Genomic DNA, 17,863 nt, shown 5'->3' with positions numbered 1-17,863 from the left:
AACCCTCTGCGGGACAGATGTCGCGGTCGCTAAACGTCGCTCGGAACTAGCTGAGGAAACTGGCCATAATTACATGAATTACATTTTAGGAATCTAAGAGAAAGAACCATCAGGCTGCGAAGATGACAACTAACAACCCTCCGGTCAGAACAGCTACAGAGACGGATGCGGCTCGCGTCTACGAACTGACAAATAAGTTTACACCCGGACTAGAAACAAGTTTCGAGGAATTCGAAGTTCACTTCTGCTCCTTGCTGCACGACCCCGCTTGGTTCGTGGCTGTAGCAAGTGAGCAAAACTCCTTAATCGGATATGTCGCAGTTCAAGACTTCGGACGTGCGCTACGAGGTTCGTTTTCTGTGGGACGAATACATGACCTGTTTGTCACCCCGAATTCCCGCCGAAGTGGAACTGGCCGTTCGCTGGTGGAGTCAGCCTTCGCTTGGGCAAGGGAACGTCCGACTCCGATGATTCTGGATTGGCAAGCAACACCTGAGTCTGTTTCATTTTATGAATCATTGGGATTTGTAGCTGATTTCGTTGGCGACTTTCCTGAATTCCCTGGGTTCACGCTCGACCTTCGTCAAGGCATCGCACGATAGCCACGGGCCTTCTGACAAGCGGGCCTTGCAATCTGTCCGTCCTACAACTCGAGACGCTGCGAGCCTTCCGCGTTGGAAGAACGAGTACGATGACGCCCAGGAGCAGATGTTTGTAGAAGGAAGAGGGAGCACACACGACTAGTCGTCACCGGCGCCTAGCGACACGGAGCGATTGCCCAGCGACTGGCAACGCCTCGGCAATAATGGTCTGCATGACCGAACGTGAAGGGCGGAGCATGCGATTCCCGCATAGATACCAGTCAGCTGGCTTGGGCATAGTCGGCGCGGTGATATGCGCAGGCCTCTTGATGGGGTGTTCCGTATTCCCAGATTATTCGGGCGATACCTGCGATGGACATAAACCAGTTGGATCTCTGGAGCAAGCTGGCAAGGACCTGGTGTCCGCCGCATACGCCGCCGATCGGGACGGCATATGCCGAGTGACCGCGCCATTCCCGGGTGGAGTCCTGGACGACGCGATGGTCGCCAAAACACGGAAAATTCTAGCCGAACGGGGAATCACCCCACAGAACGTCACTGTGTTAATTGGAGAACAGATGGGAAGTGGGGTGGCCGTCCAATTGACAGACGGCAGCAATAACGCTTCTCGAGCGATCGACATCAGCGGTACGTTCGTCCGCGACGACGGATTCACGGTGGGCCTACCGCCAGAGTTGTATCCCGAGGTCCCGGAGCACTCGGCATCACCGTCTTCTTCGACAGACTCTGTTTCCTGATAGCGCCGGTGGTACAGGATAACGACCTACGCGACGTCCATAAGGGGAACCTTGACTGGACACTTTCGGGAGAGAGAATTTTTCGGTACTCGGACGAACTCATCATCTGAATCGGTCGTTAGCGACAAGCGGTGGCGATTCGTATCCTGATCGTGTCCCCACAGGAGCATGATCGCATGATGAAATGAATCCATGAATCAGAAGCCCACGAAGGTTGCTGCACGCTTGACGATGTCACTTGAGCAGGCAATCCCCGTAATCATCCACCGACGTGTAGACGCGAATGACCCATTAGAGGCACTCGTGCTAGAAATTTCAGACGATTGGGTGCTTCTGGCTTCTCTGCGTGATGGTGGCTTTCTCAATGGCAATACGATCGTCCGGGCCAGAGACATCTCCCGGGTGAAGCTAAAGAGAACATTTCTGCCCTTTATGCGCACCCAAGGGGCATGGCCGCCGCAATCAGCGGCGAAGGGCCTTGATCTCAGTAGCCCCAAAGCATTTCTGCCCCAACTGGCCAGCCTTACCCCGATCGTGGCCTTCCACGAAGAGCTACGCAAACCGGGTATGCTCTGGATCGGCTCAATAGCCGAGTGGAAGAAGAAGTCCATGTGGTTCCACTGCATCGACCCAAACGGACGGTGGAGTCAGATCTTGATAAAGGTCAAGTTCCGGAACCTGACACGCATCGACATTTTTGAAGACTACGCGAACGCGATCGCAGTGGTTGCTGGCCCACGAGACGTCCCCGATCCCGAGGAATAAGTGCCGATCCTGATGCTGAGATTGGAGTACGAAACACTGGGTTTAGGTGACAAAATTCCATGCCATGCTAAGGGCCTGTACTAAAAGTTGGATGACCTCTGCCCTGTGATTGCACGTCCACAAAAGGAACCCTATGCGGGACGGCGTTCGCGATTAGGTTATCAATCAACGGAATTGTTCCTGGAACTACATGCCAATGATTGCCTACACTCTTGGCGACCAAACCCAGGGTGTGGTGGTGGTGACCTTCTGAAACCCGAGGCGTTGCAGGATAGGCCTGCTGTCCGCTGAGGCGTCTACAACCAGGTACTTCATTCCACGTCCGAGAGCAATCTGCGCACGGCGGGTAACGAGTGCCCGGTAGATGCCTCTGCCTCGCCATTGTTGGCGGGTGGATCCGCCCCACAGGCCGCCGAATTCAGTTCCGGGCATGCCCACCAGCCAAGCGGCAGAAACCACCTTCCCGTCGGCTTCGGCAATGAGGACAACTACATCGCCTGGGGAAGTAGCGCAGCGGCTCGCCAAGTCTTCGGCCAGCCATGACCAATCCTTGCCCCACACTTCGGACTCCATGTGGGCGATCCGCTCGAAATCTTTGCGGGCAGTGGTTTCTCGAATGATTACCCCGTGCGGTGGCTCGGTGTCTGCGGCTAATTCCGCAGCGTCACCGATGACAACGGTTTCAGTTTCTTCTGGCTCAAACCCTGCCAGGCTCAACCGTGCGGGGAGGTCAGGACGGTCGTGCCCATAGGTTTTCCACTCGACGGCTTGACCGCGGTTGCTGAAGTAGTCGCGCAGCCGATGAATGAGTGAATCCAGTTCTGGAACGCTTAAACCTTCCAAGTCGTTTGCAAAGGCGATTCCTTGGGCCGGGGTGGTCACCCGCAGAAGCGGACCGTCCCATTCAGCTGTCCACGTTGATGGCATGCGGCCTTCTATTCTTCCACGCACTTGGTCATCGTGAACTGCGAGTAAGTCTTCGTGAGTATGCACTCGCCAATCCTGCCACAGTGGGCGGACTAATTTTCTGTGCCGTGCCCATTGCGGATGTGATCTGCAGGTGTCCCGGAACAGGAATCAGTAAATGTATTTCCTGCCTTCAGCAACAGTCCCGTATGCCGGTTCACCAATACGGGACCTCCATGACAATGACTTCTTCCTTTTCGAAACTTTGAATTCCCAACGATTCTAGATTCCCTTTTACCCCGTCCGGGAAAAGCCCGTTGAGGGGGTGGCGGACCTGATACGGTTGCCATGCAATACGGTGTATCGCCAAGAATGCGACTTGCCAACTTAGTCGAATGAGCACGGCTTGGGGCATTTTCGAAGCACTTTGTTCTTCATCCATAAACGGCTGTTTTGACACAGTGAAATCTATGAAACTGCATCACGCCATTTCAGTTGAAAACTCACGGCTCAATATTTCATGCAGAAATTTAAAACACAGATCCATAATCTATAGGGCAGTTCCATCGGTGATATACAAGTTTAGATACATTTCAAGGCATGGCTCATCTTCTTGGAATCGCGCGAGTGAACACCCGTGCGCAGAACCGAGAGCAGTAGGAAGCCGAGCTGCGGGCAAAACCTATCGATAAATCGTCAAGATCTTAGGTGCCAGCACTTCTACGATTCAACGATCGTTGCGTCAATTGCAGGAAAATTACGAAAATTCTTCCTGAAAAATTGGCGTAAATTCTGCTTTTCAAGAATTGTACCTTTCATTATTTACAACAAATTGATAACAAGGCGCAAGTTTCTCGAAAAAGTGGAAAATTTACTAGGGGATGAAATAAGCTCCATGTAGGTCACAGCGCATGCTTTCTCGGTATGGGTGGCGCGCCCAGCATTATGGTCTGTCTTATTCTGTAGGAGGTTCTGCTAGTTTAATCGCGGTTGAGATCAAGCTTGAAGCCAATACCCGACTAGATTTGGCCTCCTCGGGGTCCAGAACTAGTGGAAGCACCCTCTCTATTTCTGCCACGATCAAGCCAAAGAAGTACGTCGTAGTAGCCGCTGGCAATACTCAAGTCACCGGTAAGTGGAAGAAGAACTATTGCGCTTCTGGCAACTCGGGAGTCGTTGTTAAAGCCAGCGGAACCGGTAAGTCCCACACCATCCGCGAAACCGCCACGGTGCAATGCGACCTGTCGCAGCCATCAGGATCGCTCGCCGGATTAGCTAAGTCTCGGTACTGCTAGAACAAGGAGGAGCTAGATGAAGCGAACTGCCATCACAGCATTTGCTTTTGGCCTAGCCTTGGTAGTCACTTCATGCACGAACCAAGGGAATACTCAAAGCGGGGAGACTCCGAAGCCTACTTCAGCCCCTGTCGTTTCATGTGATCGTCCATATGTGGTCGGCGAGGGTGAATCCAAGGGCAAACCGGAATTCATTCGAGTTGACAAGTTCTACGATCAGGACATGAGTAAAACTTTGCTCGACAAGAAAGCTGCATCATCCGTCCAATGGGCACCGTAGCCCGAGTGGGATAACCAGGAAGAAGTGATGAAAGCTGTCGATGAAGTCTCACCGGATGCAGTCAAGGAGCAACCTTTCCCCTATCTCGAGGGGATTGAAACAATGCTCAAGAACTCTGATCAATCCCCTGGATTTCTTGGGTACTACGCAGCAACACCTCTGACTTATAACTTCAGTGTTCAATGCCAGAATGATCAGGACAATTGGTATCAGTTGAGCTTTTCCACCTGGACTGATTCTGATCTGGGGATTATCGACTGCAACTTGAAGTTAGACAAGGAAGCTCCCAAGGCGGCAAGCAAAGCATACGGCGCGTACTGCCAAGAGTCTTAGGTCTAAATTCCGCATAGTTACGCAGAACGGGGACTGCCCTCCAGGATGGAGGGCAGTCCCCGTCCTTCTTGCCGTCAAGGAAGATTACGTCCAGTGATATTCAAGCGACAGCTCTCGTCTAGGGTCCTGTAAACAGGGGTTTTTCACATGGGAGCTATTCAGCGCCAGCGGATGCCAGAGCCTGCCGTGGGGCTGGCAACTGGTAGCGATTGCCCGCGAAGCCCGTGGCCTTCATGGCGTGGCAAGAAGGGACAACGTGGGCTACGGCGGTGTGCTGCCAGAACTTCACGCGGAATTCGGCAATCGTCACCGAGCTGAGACGGTCGAAGAATTCTCCGATGGTGACCGTGGCAGGAGAAGGGACAACTACGCGCAGCGCCGATTGCGGTGTGGTGATGTGGAGCATGCGCAACTCGTCGCTGCGCGAATCGAGCATGGCGACCAGCACTGCTCGTCCGTGGATGGAGACCATCGCCATCACGTCATTAAGCGGTTCGCTGGAGCGGGCCATCACGATGGGCATGCCTGGTGACCAGCCGTACGAAGTCAAATGGGACTTGCCCTCACGGGTGGCGAGAAAATCGGCGACCCTTATGGCGGTCCGGGTTCTAGCAATTCGGCCTGGCATTGTAGATACTTCCCCTTCTTGCATTCCTCAGTGAATATGGTTCATCCCAGGACCCGGTGCGATGCGACTGCGCCTCATCGATCGTTCCCGTCTGCGTGGACCATCGAGTGATCCACAATGGCCACGGTGGTGCACTAGGCCATGCTCAAATCTGCGTGCCTACCTCCTGCCTCTGGCCGAAGGCCCTCGGTGGCCGTCAGGGCTGGGGTTGCGAAAGGATCGTCCAACCAGCCGTCGGAGTGCACGGAGTCGTGTAGGCGTTCAGGCTGCGGCAATAGATTTTCCCTGCCGGCCACCGCGAACTGTAGATTGCGCACTTCGAACTGGATGCCCAGAGCCTGCTCCATCTGCGGCAACAGGTGGTCATTGACGTACTGCATCAGCGCCGTGACGTGTTCTTCGCTCTTTGCTGTGCAGGCCAGGTTGACGACCAGCTTTTCCGGGGTCCCTGGATAGTGCAGAACGCCGAATGAACTGTGCTTTTGAGTTCGCATTGCTGTGTCCCGAAGAATGCTATGTCCTGCATCCTCGCCGCCCACGCGTTGTTGTCTGCGTTTTTCTTATCTGCGGAAACTGCTAACTGCTCTTTCATCTTGTGCTCCGGCACTGGTCAGTGTTTCGTAGTAGCATATATGTAGACTGGCTAACTATTAGATAGGCTACATTATTTTTTTCAGAAAAGGCAAGCGGGAATTTCGCAGTGAGGAGCGGAAGACCCTCAGATTCCTTGGGCATTGTGCTCGTATCCGACGAAAGGAGTTCTCATGAGCAGCTATGAGGCGAGTGGATATTGGTATGGTGACGGCCAGTCGGCTCCGGAGGCCGTTGACTTGCTGAACCTCATGCGCCGCTATCGCGATGCAGAGCGGACCATGCGCGCCAATACCCGCGGATCCATGGGGATGAACGAGACCGACATGACTGCTTTGCGCTTCTTGCTGGGAGCGCACCGAAAGGGCGAAGTGCCCCGTCAGCGCGATTTCGCCGAAGAACTCGGTATTTCCAATGCCTCGGTGTCAGCCCTGATCGATCGGCTGTGCCGCGACGGGTATGCACAAAGGGTCATGCATCCGGCCGACCGCAGATCGGTGGGCATTGTCCCAACCCAGTACAGCGACACCGAGGTGCGCGGAACTTTGCAGCAGATGCATGAGCGGATGATGGCTGCGGTTGATGGGCTCAACGCAGAAGAGCGAAAGGCAGCCGCAAAATTCTTGCACGCCCTCATTGCCAGCGTGGAGTGGAATGATCTTGATCTAGGCCATGCGGCGCAGCGCGATCACGAGCTTCGCGATGTCCCCGGGAGCAACCTTGCATCTTCCTAGGTCGGCAGCGGGGAATTACTGCTCAGCTCCGTGGGACTCATATCGCGTTCTGAAGGTTGAAAAGCGGGCGAACTTCCGGCAGAGCTGCCCTTCAACGCAGCGGCCTCGATCCTATATCCAAGGTTTCCCCGCCGATGCTGAAGAAAACCTTGAGGCAGATGCGCCAGCTGCGCTGGATGGGTAGGTTGAAGCCCAGCGGAAATAGGTGACCACATAGGAGAGGGTGATTTGAATGCCACGCAGGCGCATTGAAGTCAGTGTCAGTCATGACGAGTTCGAAGACCTCAACAACGCGCTTGAAGACCACCGCAATGGATTCAAGGATATGGCGGAGGAAGCGTCCAACGGCCTTGGCCTGGAACCCGAGTACTGGGTGGGCCGGGCCAATGAAGTCCAAAGCCTGCTCGAAAAAGTCAACGAGCACAGCCGTGAGGAAACGGCAGCGGCCGACGACGCGAGTCGAACCCGGGGAACCGGGCAGCGGGCAGACCGCGAGGCGCAATCGAACCCGCATGACTAGGCCGTGCGGTGGCCCAAAGAATTCTGGATCACCATTGACCGCGGGCGCGCCCTTCAAGGGCGCGCCCGCGGTCAATGTCTAGATAGCTAGGCGCGCTTGCGGGTCAGCAAGCCCCAGATGACGAGGACAACGAGCGAGCCGCCAATCGCCAGCAGCCAGGTCGAGAGCGACCAGAACTGGTTGATTCCCACATTGAAGATCGCGGAGCCGATCCATCCGCCAACGAGCGCTCCGACGATGCCCAAGAGCAGCGTCGCGATCCATCCGCCGCCCTGCTGCCCGGGCTTAATGGCCTTGGCAATAGCCCCGGCGATCAGTCCCAAAACGATCCATCCTAGAATGCCCATGGAGATTTCTCCTTTGCTCGGTTTCACGGTGCTTCGGTGGTGCCGGCTGGCACCGCCTTCCAGATCAGCAAGGTACTAGAAGCAGCTGAAGCATCGATGCCAAGCTGGGTGCTTCCTGAGAACCCGGCGCTTGCGGTGCCCGGAAAATCGCCATGGCAATTAGCACATCCAAGAGGAGAGGTGCAACGGGTCTTGCCGGAGCGGGCGGGTGCGGCAAAGGAACTCGATCGTTTCGGCCCGGCAAGCAGTCATCCTGGCAGCGCAAAGGCCAGGCACCGCCCCAGAAGAGCGGTGCCTGGCCTCTATCGCTGATAGCCTCTAGCTGGCCGTGCTGGCCAGCGACAGCCCGCGCAGGCGATCCATCTGCGGATCGTACAGCGGGTCATCAACTACGGTGGCGGCAATCGGCTTGCCGAAGTACTCGATCTGGACCGAGTCGCCGGTTTCCACCGACAGCGGAAGCCAGGCGTAGGCGATCGGCTTGCGGACCGTGTAGCCGTAGGCGGCGCTGGTGACATAGCCGGCAGGCTTGCCGTTGACGTACACCGGCTCCTTGCCCAGGACCACCGAGACGCCATCATCAACGGTCAGGCAGCGCAGGCGCTTGGTGGCCGCGGCGGCGCGATCGGCCAGGGCCGACTTGCCCACGAAGTCCACGGTCTTGGCGGCCTTGACCGCAAAGCCCAGGCCAGCCTGTTCCGGCTCGTGCTCGCTGGTCATATCGGTGCCGAAGGAGCGGAAGCCCTTCTCCAGTCGCATGGAGTTGAAGGCCTCGCGGCCGCCGGCAATGATGCCCTGCTCCTGGCCGGCTTCGAAGAGCACGTCCCAGAGCTTGGCGCTGACATCCGCCGAAGCGTAGAGCTCCCAGCCGAACTCGCCCACGTAGGACAGTCGCATCGCGGTGACCGGGATGCCGGCAATGGAGATCTGCTTGGTGCGGAAGTACTTCAGGCCCTCGTTGCTCATGTCATCGTCGGTGACCTTGTTCATCACATCCAGGGCCAGCGGGCCCCAAAGGCCGATGCACGAGGTGCCGGCGGTGATATCGCGCACCGCGGCCCACTTGCCCGGGTTGGCGCCGTTGAACTTCTTGGCCTCGCGGTTCAGGTAGGCGACATCGACATTCGAGTTGATGCCGGCCTGGTAGACCTCGTCGGACAGGCGCGCCACGGTGATGTCGCTGGTGATGCCGCCGGCGGCATCGAGCAGCAGGGTGTAGCTGACCATGCCCGGGGCGCGCAGCATGTTGGCGGTAGTCAAGCCCTGCAGCAGTTCACCGGCACCGGGGCCGGTGACCTCGACGCGCTTGAGCGGGGTCATGTCGAACATGGCCACCGCGGTGCGGGTCTTCCAGGCTTCCACCGCGGCGATCGGGGAGTGGAACTTGTCGGACCAGGCATCGCGTTCCGGGGCGGCCCATTCTTCGGGCAGCGACTCCAGCAGCGCGGCATTGGCCTCGTACCAGTGCGGGCGCTCCCAGCCGGTGCCTTCCAGGAAGAAGGCGCCGAGTTCCTGCTGGCGGGAGTAGAACGGGGAGGTGCGCACGGCGCGCGGCTTGGTGCGCGGCTCCAGCGGGTGGCGGACATCGTAGATTTCCACGAAGTTCTGCTGCGAGGTCTCGCTGACATACTCCTTGGTGGTCTGCATGTCCTCGAAGCGGTTCAGGTCGCAGTCGCTCAAATCGGTGGTGGAGGTGCCGGTGGCGATCAATTCGGCCACGGCCTTGGCGATGCCCGGAGCGTGGGTGACCCAGACGGCTTCGGCCGCGTAGAAGCCCTCGACTTCCTTGGACTGGCCTACCAGCGAGCCGCCGTCTGGGGTGAAGGAGAAGATGCCGTTGAAGCCGCGCTGGATCTGGGTGTTGCGCAGATCCGGCAGCAGTTCCTGGGTGGCTTCCCACTCGGCGGCGAAGTCCTCGGGGGTGAAGTCCAGCGAGGAAGGCATGCGCTCGTGGGTGATTTCCTCCGGGCGGTAGGACTTGAGGGTGTCCAGGTCCACCGGCATCGGACGGTGGGCGTAGGAGCCGATGCCGATGCGGTCGCCCCATTCGCGGTAGTAGAGGTCGCGGTCCTGGTAGCGCAGGATCGGGCGGCTGGCGCCATTGGGCAGCTCGTTGACGCCGGCCAGCGATGGGGCCGGGGTGGTCCAGACGAACTGGTGGCCCAGCGGCAGCAGCGGGATCGAGGTGCCGACCATCTCCCCGATCTTCGGGCCCCAGAAGCCGGCGCAGGAGACGACGATGTCGGCCTCGAAGCGGTCCTCGCCGCAGATCACCGCGGTGACCTTGCCGCCGGAGACCTCGATGTCGGTGACGATGGTGCGGTCGCGGAATTCCACGCCCGCGGCCTTGGCGCGTTCGATGACCAGCTGGGTGCCCTTGGCAGCCAGGGCCAGGCCGTCGCCCGGGGTGAACAGCCCGCCGAGCACCTTGCCTTCGGCCAGCATCGGGAACTTCTTCAGGCACTCGTCGGCGTCGATGACCTCGGCCTCGACCCCGTAGGAGCGGTTCCAGCCGGCGCGGCGGTGCAGGTCGGCCAAGCGCTCCTCGTTGGTGGCGATCTCCAGGCCGCCCACCGGGAGGAAGGAGCTGGTGCCGTCGGGGCCGATCAGGGAGCTGAGCTTCTTGATGGTGTACTGGGCGAACTCCGTCATGGACTTGGACGGGTTGGAGGAGTACACCAGCCCCGGAGCATGCGAGGTGGAGCCGCCGGGAATGCTCAGCGGACCCTGCTCGATGACCAGGGTGTTGGTGTGGCCCAGCAGGGCCAGCTCGTCGGCCAGGTTGGCGCCGACAATGCCGGCGCCGATGATGATGACCCGAGGGGAAACAGGGGACATGGTGACTCCTTTAAAACTGGTTGGCTAAGTGTGTGGCGGAACTGGCGACTAGGCGTCGATGACCAGATCCGAGGTAGCGGTGGAACAGCACGGGAGGAATTTGCCGGCGGAGATCTCCCGGGCGCGGATGCCGCCCTGGTGGTTCATGGTCACCTCGCCGGAAAGCTTGACGACCTTGCACGAGCCGCACATGCCCTCCTGGCAGTTGGCGCCGATGCGCACCCCGGCGCGCTGGGCCGGGCCCAGGATCTTTTCCTCGGGGTTGATCTTGACGTTGATCCCCGAGCGCACGAAGCTCATGGTGATGGTGCCTTCGCCCACGGTCTCGAAGCCCGAGGTATCTGGCGGGAGCTGCTCATCGACCGGCTCGGCGGCCGGCACCGGGGCGTCGGCTGCAACGGCGATCAGCTCCTGGCCGCTGGCCTCGATGGTGCCGGTTTCGTCGTAGTCGGGCTCGTACATGCCCAGCTCTGGCGGCTGGCTCTCGTAGAACTCCTCCACCGACTCGGCCACTTCCTCGGCGATGGACTCGGCCAGCACGATTTCCTTCTGGTATTCCAGCAGGGTCTTGCGGTCGCCCGAGAAGAACTCCATGAAGACCGAGGTGTCATCCACCCCGACCTCGCGCAGCAGCTGCGTGGCCGAGTTCAGGTAGCCTTCGGGCCCGCAGGCGAATACCTTGCGGCCGTTGGCATCCGGGGCGACCTCGTTGATCATCTTCGCCGAGAGCCGGCCGGAGAAGCCCTTCCAGCTCTTGGGCTTGTCGCGGTCGCCCAGGGAGTAGAACACCTTGATGCGGGTGTCGACCTTGGAAATGTATTCCAGCTCCTGCCAGAAGGCGAAGTCCCCGGGCACGGTGCCGTGGCAGAGCACGATCACATCGGCCTGGCCGGGCAGGGAGTGGATGGTGCGCACCATGGACATGATCGGGGTGATCCCGGCGCCGGCAGACAAGAACAGGTAGCGGGCCCGGCGGTCCGAGTCGCCCAGGTGAAAGGCCCCGACCGGTCCGAGCATATCCAGCACCATGCCCGGGCGCAGGTTCTCGTGCGCCCACGTGGAGACCAGGCCCTTGGGGTCGCGCTTGATGCTGACATTGAAGGTCCACGGAACGGTAGGCGCGCTGGAGATCGAGTAGCTGCGGTCCACCGTGTCTTCGCCGTCGCCATAAACAGGGAAGGCGATGTTCAGGTACTGGCCGGCGCGGAAGGCCAGCGGCGCGCCATCGAGGCGGCGGAAGACGAAGGTCATCAGCCCGCCGGCTTCCTCGATGTTCTGCACGCATTCGGCCAGGAACTCCTGCGGGTGCCAAGGGCCCAGCGCCTTGGCGGCGCTGGCTGCCTGGTCCTGGGTGCTGAGCACCCGGTTCCATGGCATTTCCAATCCGCGGATGCGCTGCGCGGTGGAGGTTCCCACTATGGTTGCGCCTTCGCTCATGCCAGGTGCTCCAGCACGCGCTGGGTGTACCAGTTGATGAAGGCCTCGACCTGGTATTCGCTCTTCATGTACGGACCGGGCTGGTAGGCGGGGCTGCCCGCGCCGGTCTGGCACAGTTCCACGAAGGCCTTGTCCTGGATGTTGGTCTGCTTCCAGGTGTGGGTGAGCTTATCCAGGTCGTAGTCGACGCCTTCCACGGCGTCATCGGCCACCAGCCAGGTGGTGCGCACCAGGGTCTGGTGCTCGTTGATCGGGTAGGCGCCGAAGGTGATCACGTGGTCGGACTGGAAGTGGAACCAGGAGTTGGGCTGCAGGTGCATGGAGCAGCGGCCCAGGCGGAAGTCGCGCAGATCGCCCAGCAGCTTCTTGGACAGGCGGCGGCCGTCAGGGGAGAAGGACTCGCCTTCGCCGTCCAGGGATTCGCGGGAGATGCGGATGCCGGCGATGCGGGTGTCAAGCTCCTCGATGACTTCGTAGGGCAGCCCGTAGCGGCGGCAGCGTTCTTCCAGCGCCTCCTTGGCAGCCTTGTTGCGTTCCCAGACCTCTTCCAGGTGCGGTGGGACCAGTTCATCGGTCAGGCCCCAGGTCGGGAACAGCGAGCAGGCCAGTTCCGGGTGCCCATCGCAGTGATAGCACTCGCGGTTGTTTTCCATCACCAGCTTCCAGTTGCCTTCTTCGATGATGTCCTGCTGGTAGGCGACCTTGGCGCTGCCCAGATCGTGCGGTGCCAGGTAGGGCTCGAAGATCGCGGAGACCTCGTCGAAGTCGGTTGGTGGTTCGGCGGCGATGGAGACGAAGATCAGGCCCGCGTGGATGCGGCCGTGGGCGCGCTTGAGTGCGAAGCAGTTCTTGTCGAAGTCGATTTCGCCAGGGGAGGAGGCGTGGATCAGGTCGCCTTCGGGCGAGTACGTCCAGGAGTGATAGCCGCAGACCAGGTTGCCGGTGCTGCCGGCGGACTCGGTCAGGACCCGGGCGCCGCGGTGGCGGCAGACGTTGTGCAGGACGTTGACGCCGCCATCATCGGTGCGCAGCACGATCAGCGAATGCGGACCGTAGTCCAGCGTGACGTAGTCGCCGGGCTCGGGCACTTCGGCCACGCTGGCGGCAAAGAGCCAGTGGGTGCCGAAGATGGCTTCCATCTCGACCTTGAAGATCGCTGGGTCGGTGTAGAACGGGGCTTCAAGGGAAAAGCCCTTGCGCCGGTTCTTGAAGAGTTCGGTAATTTCGGCGAGCTGTTGAGTCTCCACAGTCGAAGCGAGCTTGCCACGCGTGCTGCGCGCGGCACTTACCGAAGCGGTCATCTGTTACTCCTAGAAACACAGCGCCTTGGCGCCCTTGAGGTGTGGTGGTGCGGTGAGTTGGATCACGAAAATGATCAACCGCATGAATCGAGACTAGGAATAATTAGTGTCCATGAAAAGCGCAAGATTTCGAATGAAATCATGCACAATTAGTGCATGATTGATCCACGCTTGAGCACCCTCCGAGTCTTCTCTTCCACCGGCAATGTGGCACGGACGGCGGAACTGACCGGATACTCGCCCTCGGCGGTCTCGGCGCAGCTGCGCGAGCTGCAGCGAGGCCTGGGGATCCAGCTGCTGATCAAGGACGGTCGAGGGGTGCGGTTGACCGCTGCGGGGCGGCACTTTGTGGCGGGCCTGGACTCGATTGTGACGCAGTGGGAGCTGTTGATGGCCTCCTCCCGCACCGCCTCGGGGCAGCTGCAGGCGAGCTTTGGCCTCGGCGGATTTTCCACCGCGGCTGCCGAGCTGCTCGCCCCGCTGGCAGCCAAGCTGCGCACCAGCCGGCCGGAGATGGAAGTGCGGCTGGTCGAGGCCCAGCCGCAGCGCTGCCTGGACCTGCTGCTCTCCGAGCGCATCGACCTGGCGGTGATTGTGGCCAGCCAGTCGCAGACCGGCACCCTGGTGCAGGCCCGGTTTGAGCAGACGGTCCTGCTCGATGACCCGCTGGATGTGGTGCTGCCTGCCGACCATCGGCTGGCGATGAACAAGTCGGTGTCCCTGGAGCAGCTGGCCGATGATCCGTGGATCACCGAGTCCGAGCACTCGGTGTACCGGGCGCTTTTTGTCGCCGCCTTCACCTCGCTGGGAGTCACCCCGCACATTGCCCACGAAGCGGTGGAGTGGGAAACCATGATTGCGTTCATCGGGGCAGGGCTGGGGGTTGGCTTGTTGCCGCGGCTGGCCACCTTGGGCAGCGTCGATAATGTGGTGCGCCGTCGCATTAGCGGTGTGGCCAAGCCCTCGCGACGCATCGTCGCGGTCACCCGCAAGGGATCCCTGGGTTCTCCGATGATCGAGGAATCTTTGAAAATTCTGCAGGACACGGCCAAGGAAATTATTTCCCAGCGGTCAGCCGAAGAACTGGACTGATTTGCCGGGAGGAAACCACGGCATCCGAGGCTGATTGCTACGCAACGCTATTGACATGGATCACACACATGAGGAGACTTTCCTACATCCGATTAGTATCCAACTGATATTTCATGCGAAAGGTCTGGCATGGGCAACCTAGCAGTAAGTTATGCAGGAGCGGGCAAAGTCGAGCTGATCGACACCCCGTACCCGGAATTCGAATTGAAGGATGGCCCTGGAGTCCACCCGGCCAACATCGGGCGCCAAGTCCACCATGGCGTCATCCTCAAGACCATCGCCACCAACATCTGCGGCTCTGACCAGCACATGGTCCGCGGCCGCACCACCGCACCGGAAGGCCTGGTGCTCGGCCACGAGATCACTGGCGAGGTTGTGGAAGTCGGCCGCGACGTCGAATTCCTCAAGGTCGGCGACGTGGTTTCGGTGCCCTTCAACATCTCCTGCGGACGCTGCCGGAACTGCAAGGCCGGGCAGACCGGCATCTGCCTGAACGTGAACCCGGATCGCCCGGGCTCAGCCTACGGCTACGTCGACATGGGCGGCTGGGTTGGCGGCCAGGCCGAGTACGTGCTGGTTCCCTACGCGGACTGGAACGCGCTGAAGTTCCCGGACCGCGATCAGGCCATGGAGAAGATCCTGGACCTGACCATGCTCTCGGACATCTTCCCTACCGGCTTCCATGGCGCAGTGGGCGCCGGCGTCACTGTCGGCTCCACCGTCTACGTAGCAGGTGCCGGTCCGGTGGGCATCGCCGCCGCCACCTCGGCGCAGCTGCTGGGTGCCGCAGTGGTCATCGTCGGCGACCTGAACGAGGACCGCTTGGCCCAGGCTCGCGCCATGGGCTGCGAAACCGTCAACGTTGCGCTGGGCGATCCGGCCGAGCAGATCGAGCAGATCCTCGGAGTACCAGAGGTCGACTGCGCCATTGACGCAGTGGGCTTCGAGGCCCGCGGCCACGGCCACGGCGCAGCCACCGAACAGCCTGCCACCGTGCTGAACTCCATCATGGAGATCACCCGCGCCGGCGGCTCCCTGGGCATCCCGGGCCTGTACGTCACCGGAGACCCGGGCGCAGTCGATGAAGCGGCCAAAGTTGGTTCGCTGTCCATGCGCTTCGGCCTGGGCTGGGCCAAGTCCCACACCTTCGTGACCGGCCAGTGCCCGGTGATGAAGTACCACCGCGGCCTGATGAACGCGATCTTGAACGACAAGGTCTCGATCGCAAAGAACGTGAACGCCACGGCGATCTCGCTGGGGGACGCTCCGAAGGGCTACGCCGAGTTCGACAGCGGCGTAGCAAAGAAGTTCGTGCTGGACCCGCACGGTCTGATCGGCGCCTGATATTCGCGCCACCTGAACTCGTGGCAGCAACCGGGCTGGAGCGCTGGCGTGCCAGCCCGGTTGCTGCCAGCGCCAGTCCTGCCCGGGCTGGTGCACCCCTCTAGACCCCCAGCATCATGAGGCAACTCGTGATCTGGACACAGGCCGGCCGCCGCGGACCACACCCAACAGGCGCCCCGCCTCTTCCCCTCACTGAAGGAAATCCCATGAAGAGCACTGAGCAACCTGTCAAAGACCTCGTCAGCGAGCTGCATTCGGCGCGAAGACGAAGGCCCCGGCGTTATCTGAGCAGCGGCACCGACTATTGGGTGTTCGGCATCGCAGGAATTCTCACCCTCGCATTCATCGTGTGGGGCTTTGTCTCGCCCGCTGGTTTGGGCAGCGTCGCATCCACCGCGCTGGACTGGGTCATCACCAATACCGGCTGGGTCTTTGTCATCGCGGCGACGGTCTTCACCATCTTTGTCCTGGTGGTGGCCGCAAGGAACTTCGGGCGCATCCCGCTGGGCAAGGACGATGAAAAGCCGCAGTTCAGCACGGTTTCATGGGTCTCCATGATGTTTGCCACCGGCATGGGCATCGGCCTGGTGTTCTATGGGGTCGGCGAGCCGCTGTACTTCTACATGGTTCCGCCACCAGAAACCGTGGGCGGCCAGACGTCGGCCGCCGTAGGCACCGCCATGGGCACCACCCTGTTCCACTGGACCTTGTTCCCCTGGGCGATGTACGCCATCGTCGGCTTGGGCATGGCCTATGGCAGCTTCCGCCTGGGCCGCCCGCAGTTGTTCTCCTCGATGTTCTCTTCCATCTTTGGCGAGCGCGCCGTCAATGGCTGGGGCGGGAAAACCATTAACATCCTGGCTATCTTGGCCACGCTCTTCGGCTCCGCCTGTTCGCTGGGCCTGGGCGCACTGCAGATTGGCGGCGGCATCCAATCCGCCGGCATCATGAACTCCGTGGGCTCGGGAATCCTGGTCTTGATCATCGCCATCCTGACCGCGCTGTTTGTCGCTTCGGCCGTCTCCGGAATCGAGCGCGGCATCCAGTGGCTGTCCAACATCAACATGGTCCTGGCCGTGGCCCTGGCGCTGGTGGTCTTCATCGGCGGACCGACACTGTTCATCTTGAATGTGATTCCGAATGCCGTAGGTTCCTTCATCGCCGATCTGCCGCAGATGGCATCGCGCACCGCTTCCTCGGGCGACGGGGATATGGCCAGCTGGCTGTCCTCGTGGACCATTTTCTACTGGGCATGGTGGGTTTCATGGACCCCATTTGTGGGCCTGTTCATCGCGCGCATTTCCCGCGGCCGCACCATCCGCCAGTTTGTCACCGGCGTGCTGCTGGTTCCATCGGCGGTTACCCTGCTGTGGTTTGCGATCTTCGGTGGCGGCGCCATCGGCATTCAGGAACGCGCCGAACGCGGCGGAGACATGGGCCAGGCGCTGACCAGGATGGTGGACGGCGCACCGGATATCAACTTCGACTCGGTCCTCTTCAGCCTGCTGGGCAGCCTGAATCTTCCGGGATGGATTGCCACCGGCTTGATGGTCCTCACGGTCGTGCTGATTGCGATCTTCTTTGTCACCGGCGCCGACTCGGCCTCGATCGTGATGGGTGCCTTGAGCGAGCGCGGCGCCGAAGAGCCAACCAAGAAGTCGGTGATCTTCTGGGGCGTTTCGGTCGGTGCGGTGGCTGCAGTGATGCTGCTGGCAGGTGGTGATCATCCGGCGGCCGCCCTGAACGGCCTGAAGAACATCACCATCGTTTCGGCTCTGCCCTTTGTGCTCGTGATGCTGCTGCTGTGCGTCGCGCTGTGGAAGGACTTGAGCCGCGACCCGCTGGTCCTGCGAGAAAAAGTGGCCCAGGAAGTTCTGGAGCAGGCCGTGGATGAAGGCATTGATCGCCATGCCGGCGAGCATTTCAGCCTGATGACTTCAGAACAGCCGATTGTCAAGGTTTCTGGCGATGAGCCGGTGATCCTGCCGGCCCCCGATGTGTCGCCAGAGGCAGCAGGACAAGAGCTGGATCCTGAACAGGGTACGGATCGGGATACCGATCTGGAACCGGAAGGTGCCGGCAGGTAATTGATATAGTCAGTGGCGCCCCTTGG

General features: G+C 60.3%; 17 protein-coding genes. 10 read left to right on the top strand and 7 right to left on the bottom strand.

Features of this window, described 5'->3' with window-relative positions; translation table 11 throughout:
- Positions 1-122 precede the first annotated feature (122 nt).
- The 3 genes from AC6CHO_RS16990 to AC6CHO_RS16980 all read left to right on the top strand — a co-directional run bounded on the left by AC6CHO_RS16990 (position 123) and on the right by AC6CHO_RS16980 (position 2,104).
- Positions 123-602: a GNAT family N-acetyltransferase gene (locus AC6CHO_RS16990; RefSeq protein WP_498216667.1), complete on the top strand. Its 480-nt coding sequence runs from the start codon at positions 123-125 to the stop codon at positions 600-602.
- A 212-nt stretch (positions 603-814) separates the two neighbouring features.
- Positions 815-1,339, top strand: a complete 525-nt coding sequence (locus tag AC6CHO_RS16985; protein ID WP_498216666.1) for a hypothetical protein — start codon at positions 815-817, stop codon at positions 1,337-1,339.
- Positions 1,340-1,531: 192 nt separating this feature from the next.
- On the top strand, positions 1,532-2,104 hold the full coding sequence (locus tag AC6CHO_RS16980; RefSeq protein WP_498216665.1) for a hypothetical protein: 573 nt from the start codon (positions 1,532-1,534) through the stop codon (positions 2,102-2,104).
- A 204-nt stretch (positions 2,105-2,308) separates the two neighbouring features.
- On the opposite strand, the gene AC6CHO_RS16975 is transcribed toward AC6CHO_RS16980, so the two are convergent.
- On the bottom strand, positions 2,309-3,031 hold the full coding sequence (locus AC6CHO_RS16975; RefSeq protein ID WP_498216664.1) for a GNAT family N-acetyltransferase: 723 nt from the start codon (positions 3,029-3,031) through the stop codon (positions 2,309-2,311).
- A 1,290-nt stretch (positions 3,032-4,321) separates the two neighbouring features.
- Between AC6CHO_RS16975 and AC6CHO_RS16970 the strand changes: the two genes are divergently transcribed.
- Together AC6CHO_RS16970 and AC6CHO_RS16965 are read left to right on the top strand one after the other, a co-directional pair.
- Positions 4,322-4,585, top strand: a complete 264-nt coding sequence (locus AC6CHO_RS16970) for a hypothetical protein (RefSeq protein ID WP_498216663.1) — start codon at positions 4,322-4,324, stop codon at positions 4,583-4,585.
- Positions 4,586-4,612: 27 nt separating this feature from the next.
- Positions 4,613-4,918: a hypothetical protein gene (locus AC6CHO_RS16965; protein ID WP_498216662.1), complete on the top strand. Its 306-nt coding sequence runs from the start codon at positions 4,613-4,615 to the stop codon at positions 4,916-4,918.
- A gap of 154 nt (positions 4,919-5,072) precedes the next feature.
- On the opposite strand, the gene AC6CHO_RS16960 is transcribed toward AC6CHO_RS16965, so the two are convergent.
- Both AC6CHO_RS16960 and AC6CHO_RS16955 read right to left on the bottom strand, forming a co-directional pair.
- Positions 5,073-5,441 (bottom strand): hypothetical protein, encoded by a 369-nt coding sequence (locus tag AC6CHO_RS16960; protein ID WP_498216661.1) that lies wholly within the window; start codon positions 5,439-5,441, stop codon positions 5,073-5,075.
- A gap of 239 nt (positions 5,442-5,680) precedes the next feature.
- Positions 5,681-6,040: a hypothetical protein gene (locus AC6CHO_RS16955; RefSeq protein WP_498216660.1), complete on the bottom strand. Its 360-nt coding sequence runs from the start codon at positions 6,038-6,040 to the stop codon at positions 5,681-5,683.
- Positions 6,041-6,310: 270 nt separating this feature from the next.
- Between AC6CHO_RS16955 and AC6CHO_RS16950 the strand changes: the two genes are divergently transcribed.
- Together AC6CHO_RS16950 and AC6CHO_RS16945 are read left to right on the top strand one after the other, a co-directional pair.
- Complete coding sequence (locus tag AC6CHO_RS16950; protein ID WP_498216659.1) at positions 6,311-6,871, top strand: MarR family winged helix-turn-helix transcriptional regulator; 561 nt, start codon at positions 6,311-6,313, stop codon at positions 6,869-6,871.
- A gap of 232 nt (positions 6,872-7,103) precedes the next feature.
- On the top strand, positions 7,104-7,391 hold the full coding sequence (locus AC6CHO_RS16945) for a hypothetical protein (protein WP_498216658.1): 288 nt from the start codon (positions 7,104-7,106) through the stop codon (positions 7,389-7,391).
- An 86-nt stretch (positions 7,392-7,477) separates the two neighbouring features.
- Here the strand turns inward: AC6CHO_RS16945 and AC6CHO_RS16940 are convergent, their stop codons facing one another.
- The 4 genes from AC6CHO_RS16940 to AC6CHO_RS16925 form a co-directional block, all read right to left on the bottom strand.
- A complete protein-coding gene (locus AC6CHO_RS16940) occupies positions 7,478-7,738 on the bottom strand; it encodes a GlsB/YeaQ/YmgE family stress response membrane protein (RefSeq protein WP_022875799.1) in 261 nt (86 codons plus the stop codon).
- Positions 7,739-8,056: 318 nt separating this feature from the next.
- Positions 8,057-10,576, bottom strand: a complete 2,520-nt coding sequence (locus tag AC6CHO_RS16935) for a GcvT family protein (RefSeq protein ID WP_498216657.1) — start codon at positions 10,574-10,576, stop codon at positions 8,057-8,059.
- 48 nt (positions 10,577-10,624) lie between these two features.
- Positions 10,625-12,013, bottom strand: a complete 1,389-nt coding sequence (locus tag AC6CHO_RS16930) for a flavin reductase family protein (RefSeq protein ID WP_498216656.1) — start codon at positions 12,011-12,013, stop codon at positions 10,625-10,627.
- Positions 12,010-13,314, bottom strand: coding sequence for an aromatic ring-hydroxylating oxygenase subunit alpha (locus tag AC6CHO_RS16925; RefSeq protein ID WP_498216655.1), 1,305 nt, complete (start codon positions 13,312-13,314; stop codon positions 12,010-12,012). Before AC6CHO_RS16925 ends, AC6CHO_RS16930 begins: the two co-directional genes overlap by 4 nt.
- A 156-nt stretch (positions 13,315-13,470) precedes the next feature.
- On the opposite strand from AC6CHO_RS16925, the gene AC6CHO_RS16920 reads away from it, so the two are divergent.
- The 3 genes from AC6CHO_RS16920 to AC6CHO_RS16910 all read left to right on the top strand — a co-directional run bounded on the left by AC6CHO_RS16920 (position 13,471) and on the right by AC6CHO_RS16910 (position 17,837).
- Complete coding sequence (locus AC6CHO_RS16920) at positions 13,471-14,406, top strand: LysR family transcriptional regulator (RefSeq protein ID WP_498216654.1); 936 nt, start codon at positions 13,471-13,473, stop codon at positions 14,404-14,406.
- A 129-nt stretch (positions 14,407-14,535) separates the two neighbouring features.
- Positions 14,536-15,750, top strand: coding sequence for a formaldehyde dehydrogenase, glutathione-independent (gene fdhA / locus AC6CHO_RS16915; protein ID WP_498216653.1), 1,215 nt, complete (start codon positions 14,536-14,538; stop codon positions 15,748-15,750).
- Between the two features lie 206 nt (positions 15,751-15,956).
- Positions 15,957-17,837 (top strand): BCCT family transporter, encoded by a 1,881-nt coding sequence (locus AC6CHO_RS16910; RefSeq protein ID WP_498216652.1) that lies wholly within the window; start codon positions 15,957-15,959, stop codon positions 17,835-17,837.
- Positions 17,838-17,863: the final 26 nt, after the last annotated feature.

It is taken from the genome of Glutamicibacter sp. GQ173, assembly GCF_059759215.1.
The sequence above is the reverse complement of the archived record's forward strand: the minus strand, read 5'-3'. Positions and strand labels throughout refer to the sequence as shown.

Bases quoted from the DNA above. Each gene is read 5' to 3' on its own strand.
- AC6CHO_RS16965 (WP_498216662.1), top strand. From the start codon at position 4,613: ATGAAAGCTGTCGATGAAGTCTCACCGGATGCAGTCAAGGAGCAACCT.
- AC6CHO_RS16975 (WP_498216664.1), bottom strand. From the start codon at position 3,031: ATGCCATCAACGTGGACAGCTGAATGGGACGGTCCGCTTCTGCGGGTG.
- AC6CHO_RS16945 (WP_498216658.1), top strand. From the start codon at position 7,104: ATGCCACGCAGGCGCATTGAAGTCAGTGTCAGTCATGACGAGTTCGAA.
- AC6CHO_RS16980 (WP_498216665.1), top strand. From the start codon at position 1,532: ATGAATCAGAAGCCCACGAAGGTTGCTGCACGCTTGACGATGTCACTT.
- AC6CHO_RS16990 (WP_498216667.1), top strand. From the start codon at position 123: ATGACAACTAACAACCCTCCGGTCAGAACAGCTACAGAGACGGATGCG.
- AC6CHO_RS16930 (WP_498216656.1), bottom strand. From the start codon at position 12,013: ATGAGCGAAGGCGCAACCATAGTGGGAACCTCCACCGCGCAGCGCATC.
- AC6CHO_RS16935 (WP_498216657.1), bottom strand. From the start codon at position 10,576: ATGTCCCCTGTTTCCCCTCGGGTCATCATCATCGGCGCCGGCATTGTC.
- AC6CHO_RS16955 (WP_498216660.1), bottom strand. From the start codon at position 6,040: ATGCGAACTCAAAAGCACAGTTCATTCGGCGTTCTGCACTATCCAGGG.
- fdhA (WP_498216653.1), top strand. From the start codon at position 14,536: ATGGGCAACCTAGCAGTAAGTTATGCAGGAGCGGGCAAAGTCGAGCTG.
- AC6CHO_RS16940 (WP_022875799.1), bottom strand. From the start codon at position 7,738: ATGGGCATTCTAGGATGGATCGTTTTGGGACTGATCGCCGGGGCTATT.
- AC6CHO_RS16960 (WP_498216661.1), bottom strand. From the start codon at position 5,441: ATGCCCATCGTGATGGCCCGCTCCAGCGAACCGCTTAATGACGTGATG.
- AC6CHO_RS16970 (WP_498216663.1), top strand. From the start codon at position 4,322: ATGAAGCGAACTGCCATCACAGCATTTGCTTTTGGCCTAGCCTTGGTA.
- AC6CHO_RS16920 (WP_498216654.1), top strand. From the start codon at position 13,471: ATGATTGATCCACGCTTGAGCACCCTCCGAGTCTTCTCTTCCACCGGC.
- AC6CHO_RS16925 (WP_498216655.1), bottom strand. From the start codon at position 13,314: ATGACCGCTTCGGTAAGTGCCGCGCGCAGCACGCGTGGCAAGCTCGCT.
- AC6CHO_RS16910 (WP_498216652.1), top strand. From the start codon at position 15,957: ATGAAGAGCACTGAGCAACCTGTCAAAGACCTCGTCAGCGAGCTGCAT.
- AC6CHO_RS16985 (WP_498216666.1), top strand. From the start codon at position 815: ATGACCGAACGTGAAGGGCGGAGCATGCGATTCCCGCATAGATACCAG.
- AC6CHO_RS16950 (WP_498216659.1), top strand. From the start codon at position 6,311: ATGAGCAGCTATGAGGCGAGTGGATATTGGTATGGTGACGGCCAGTCG.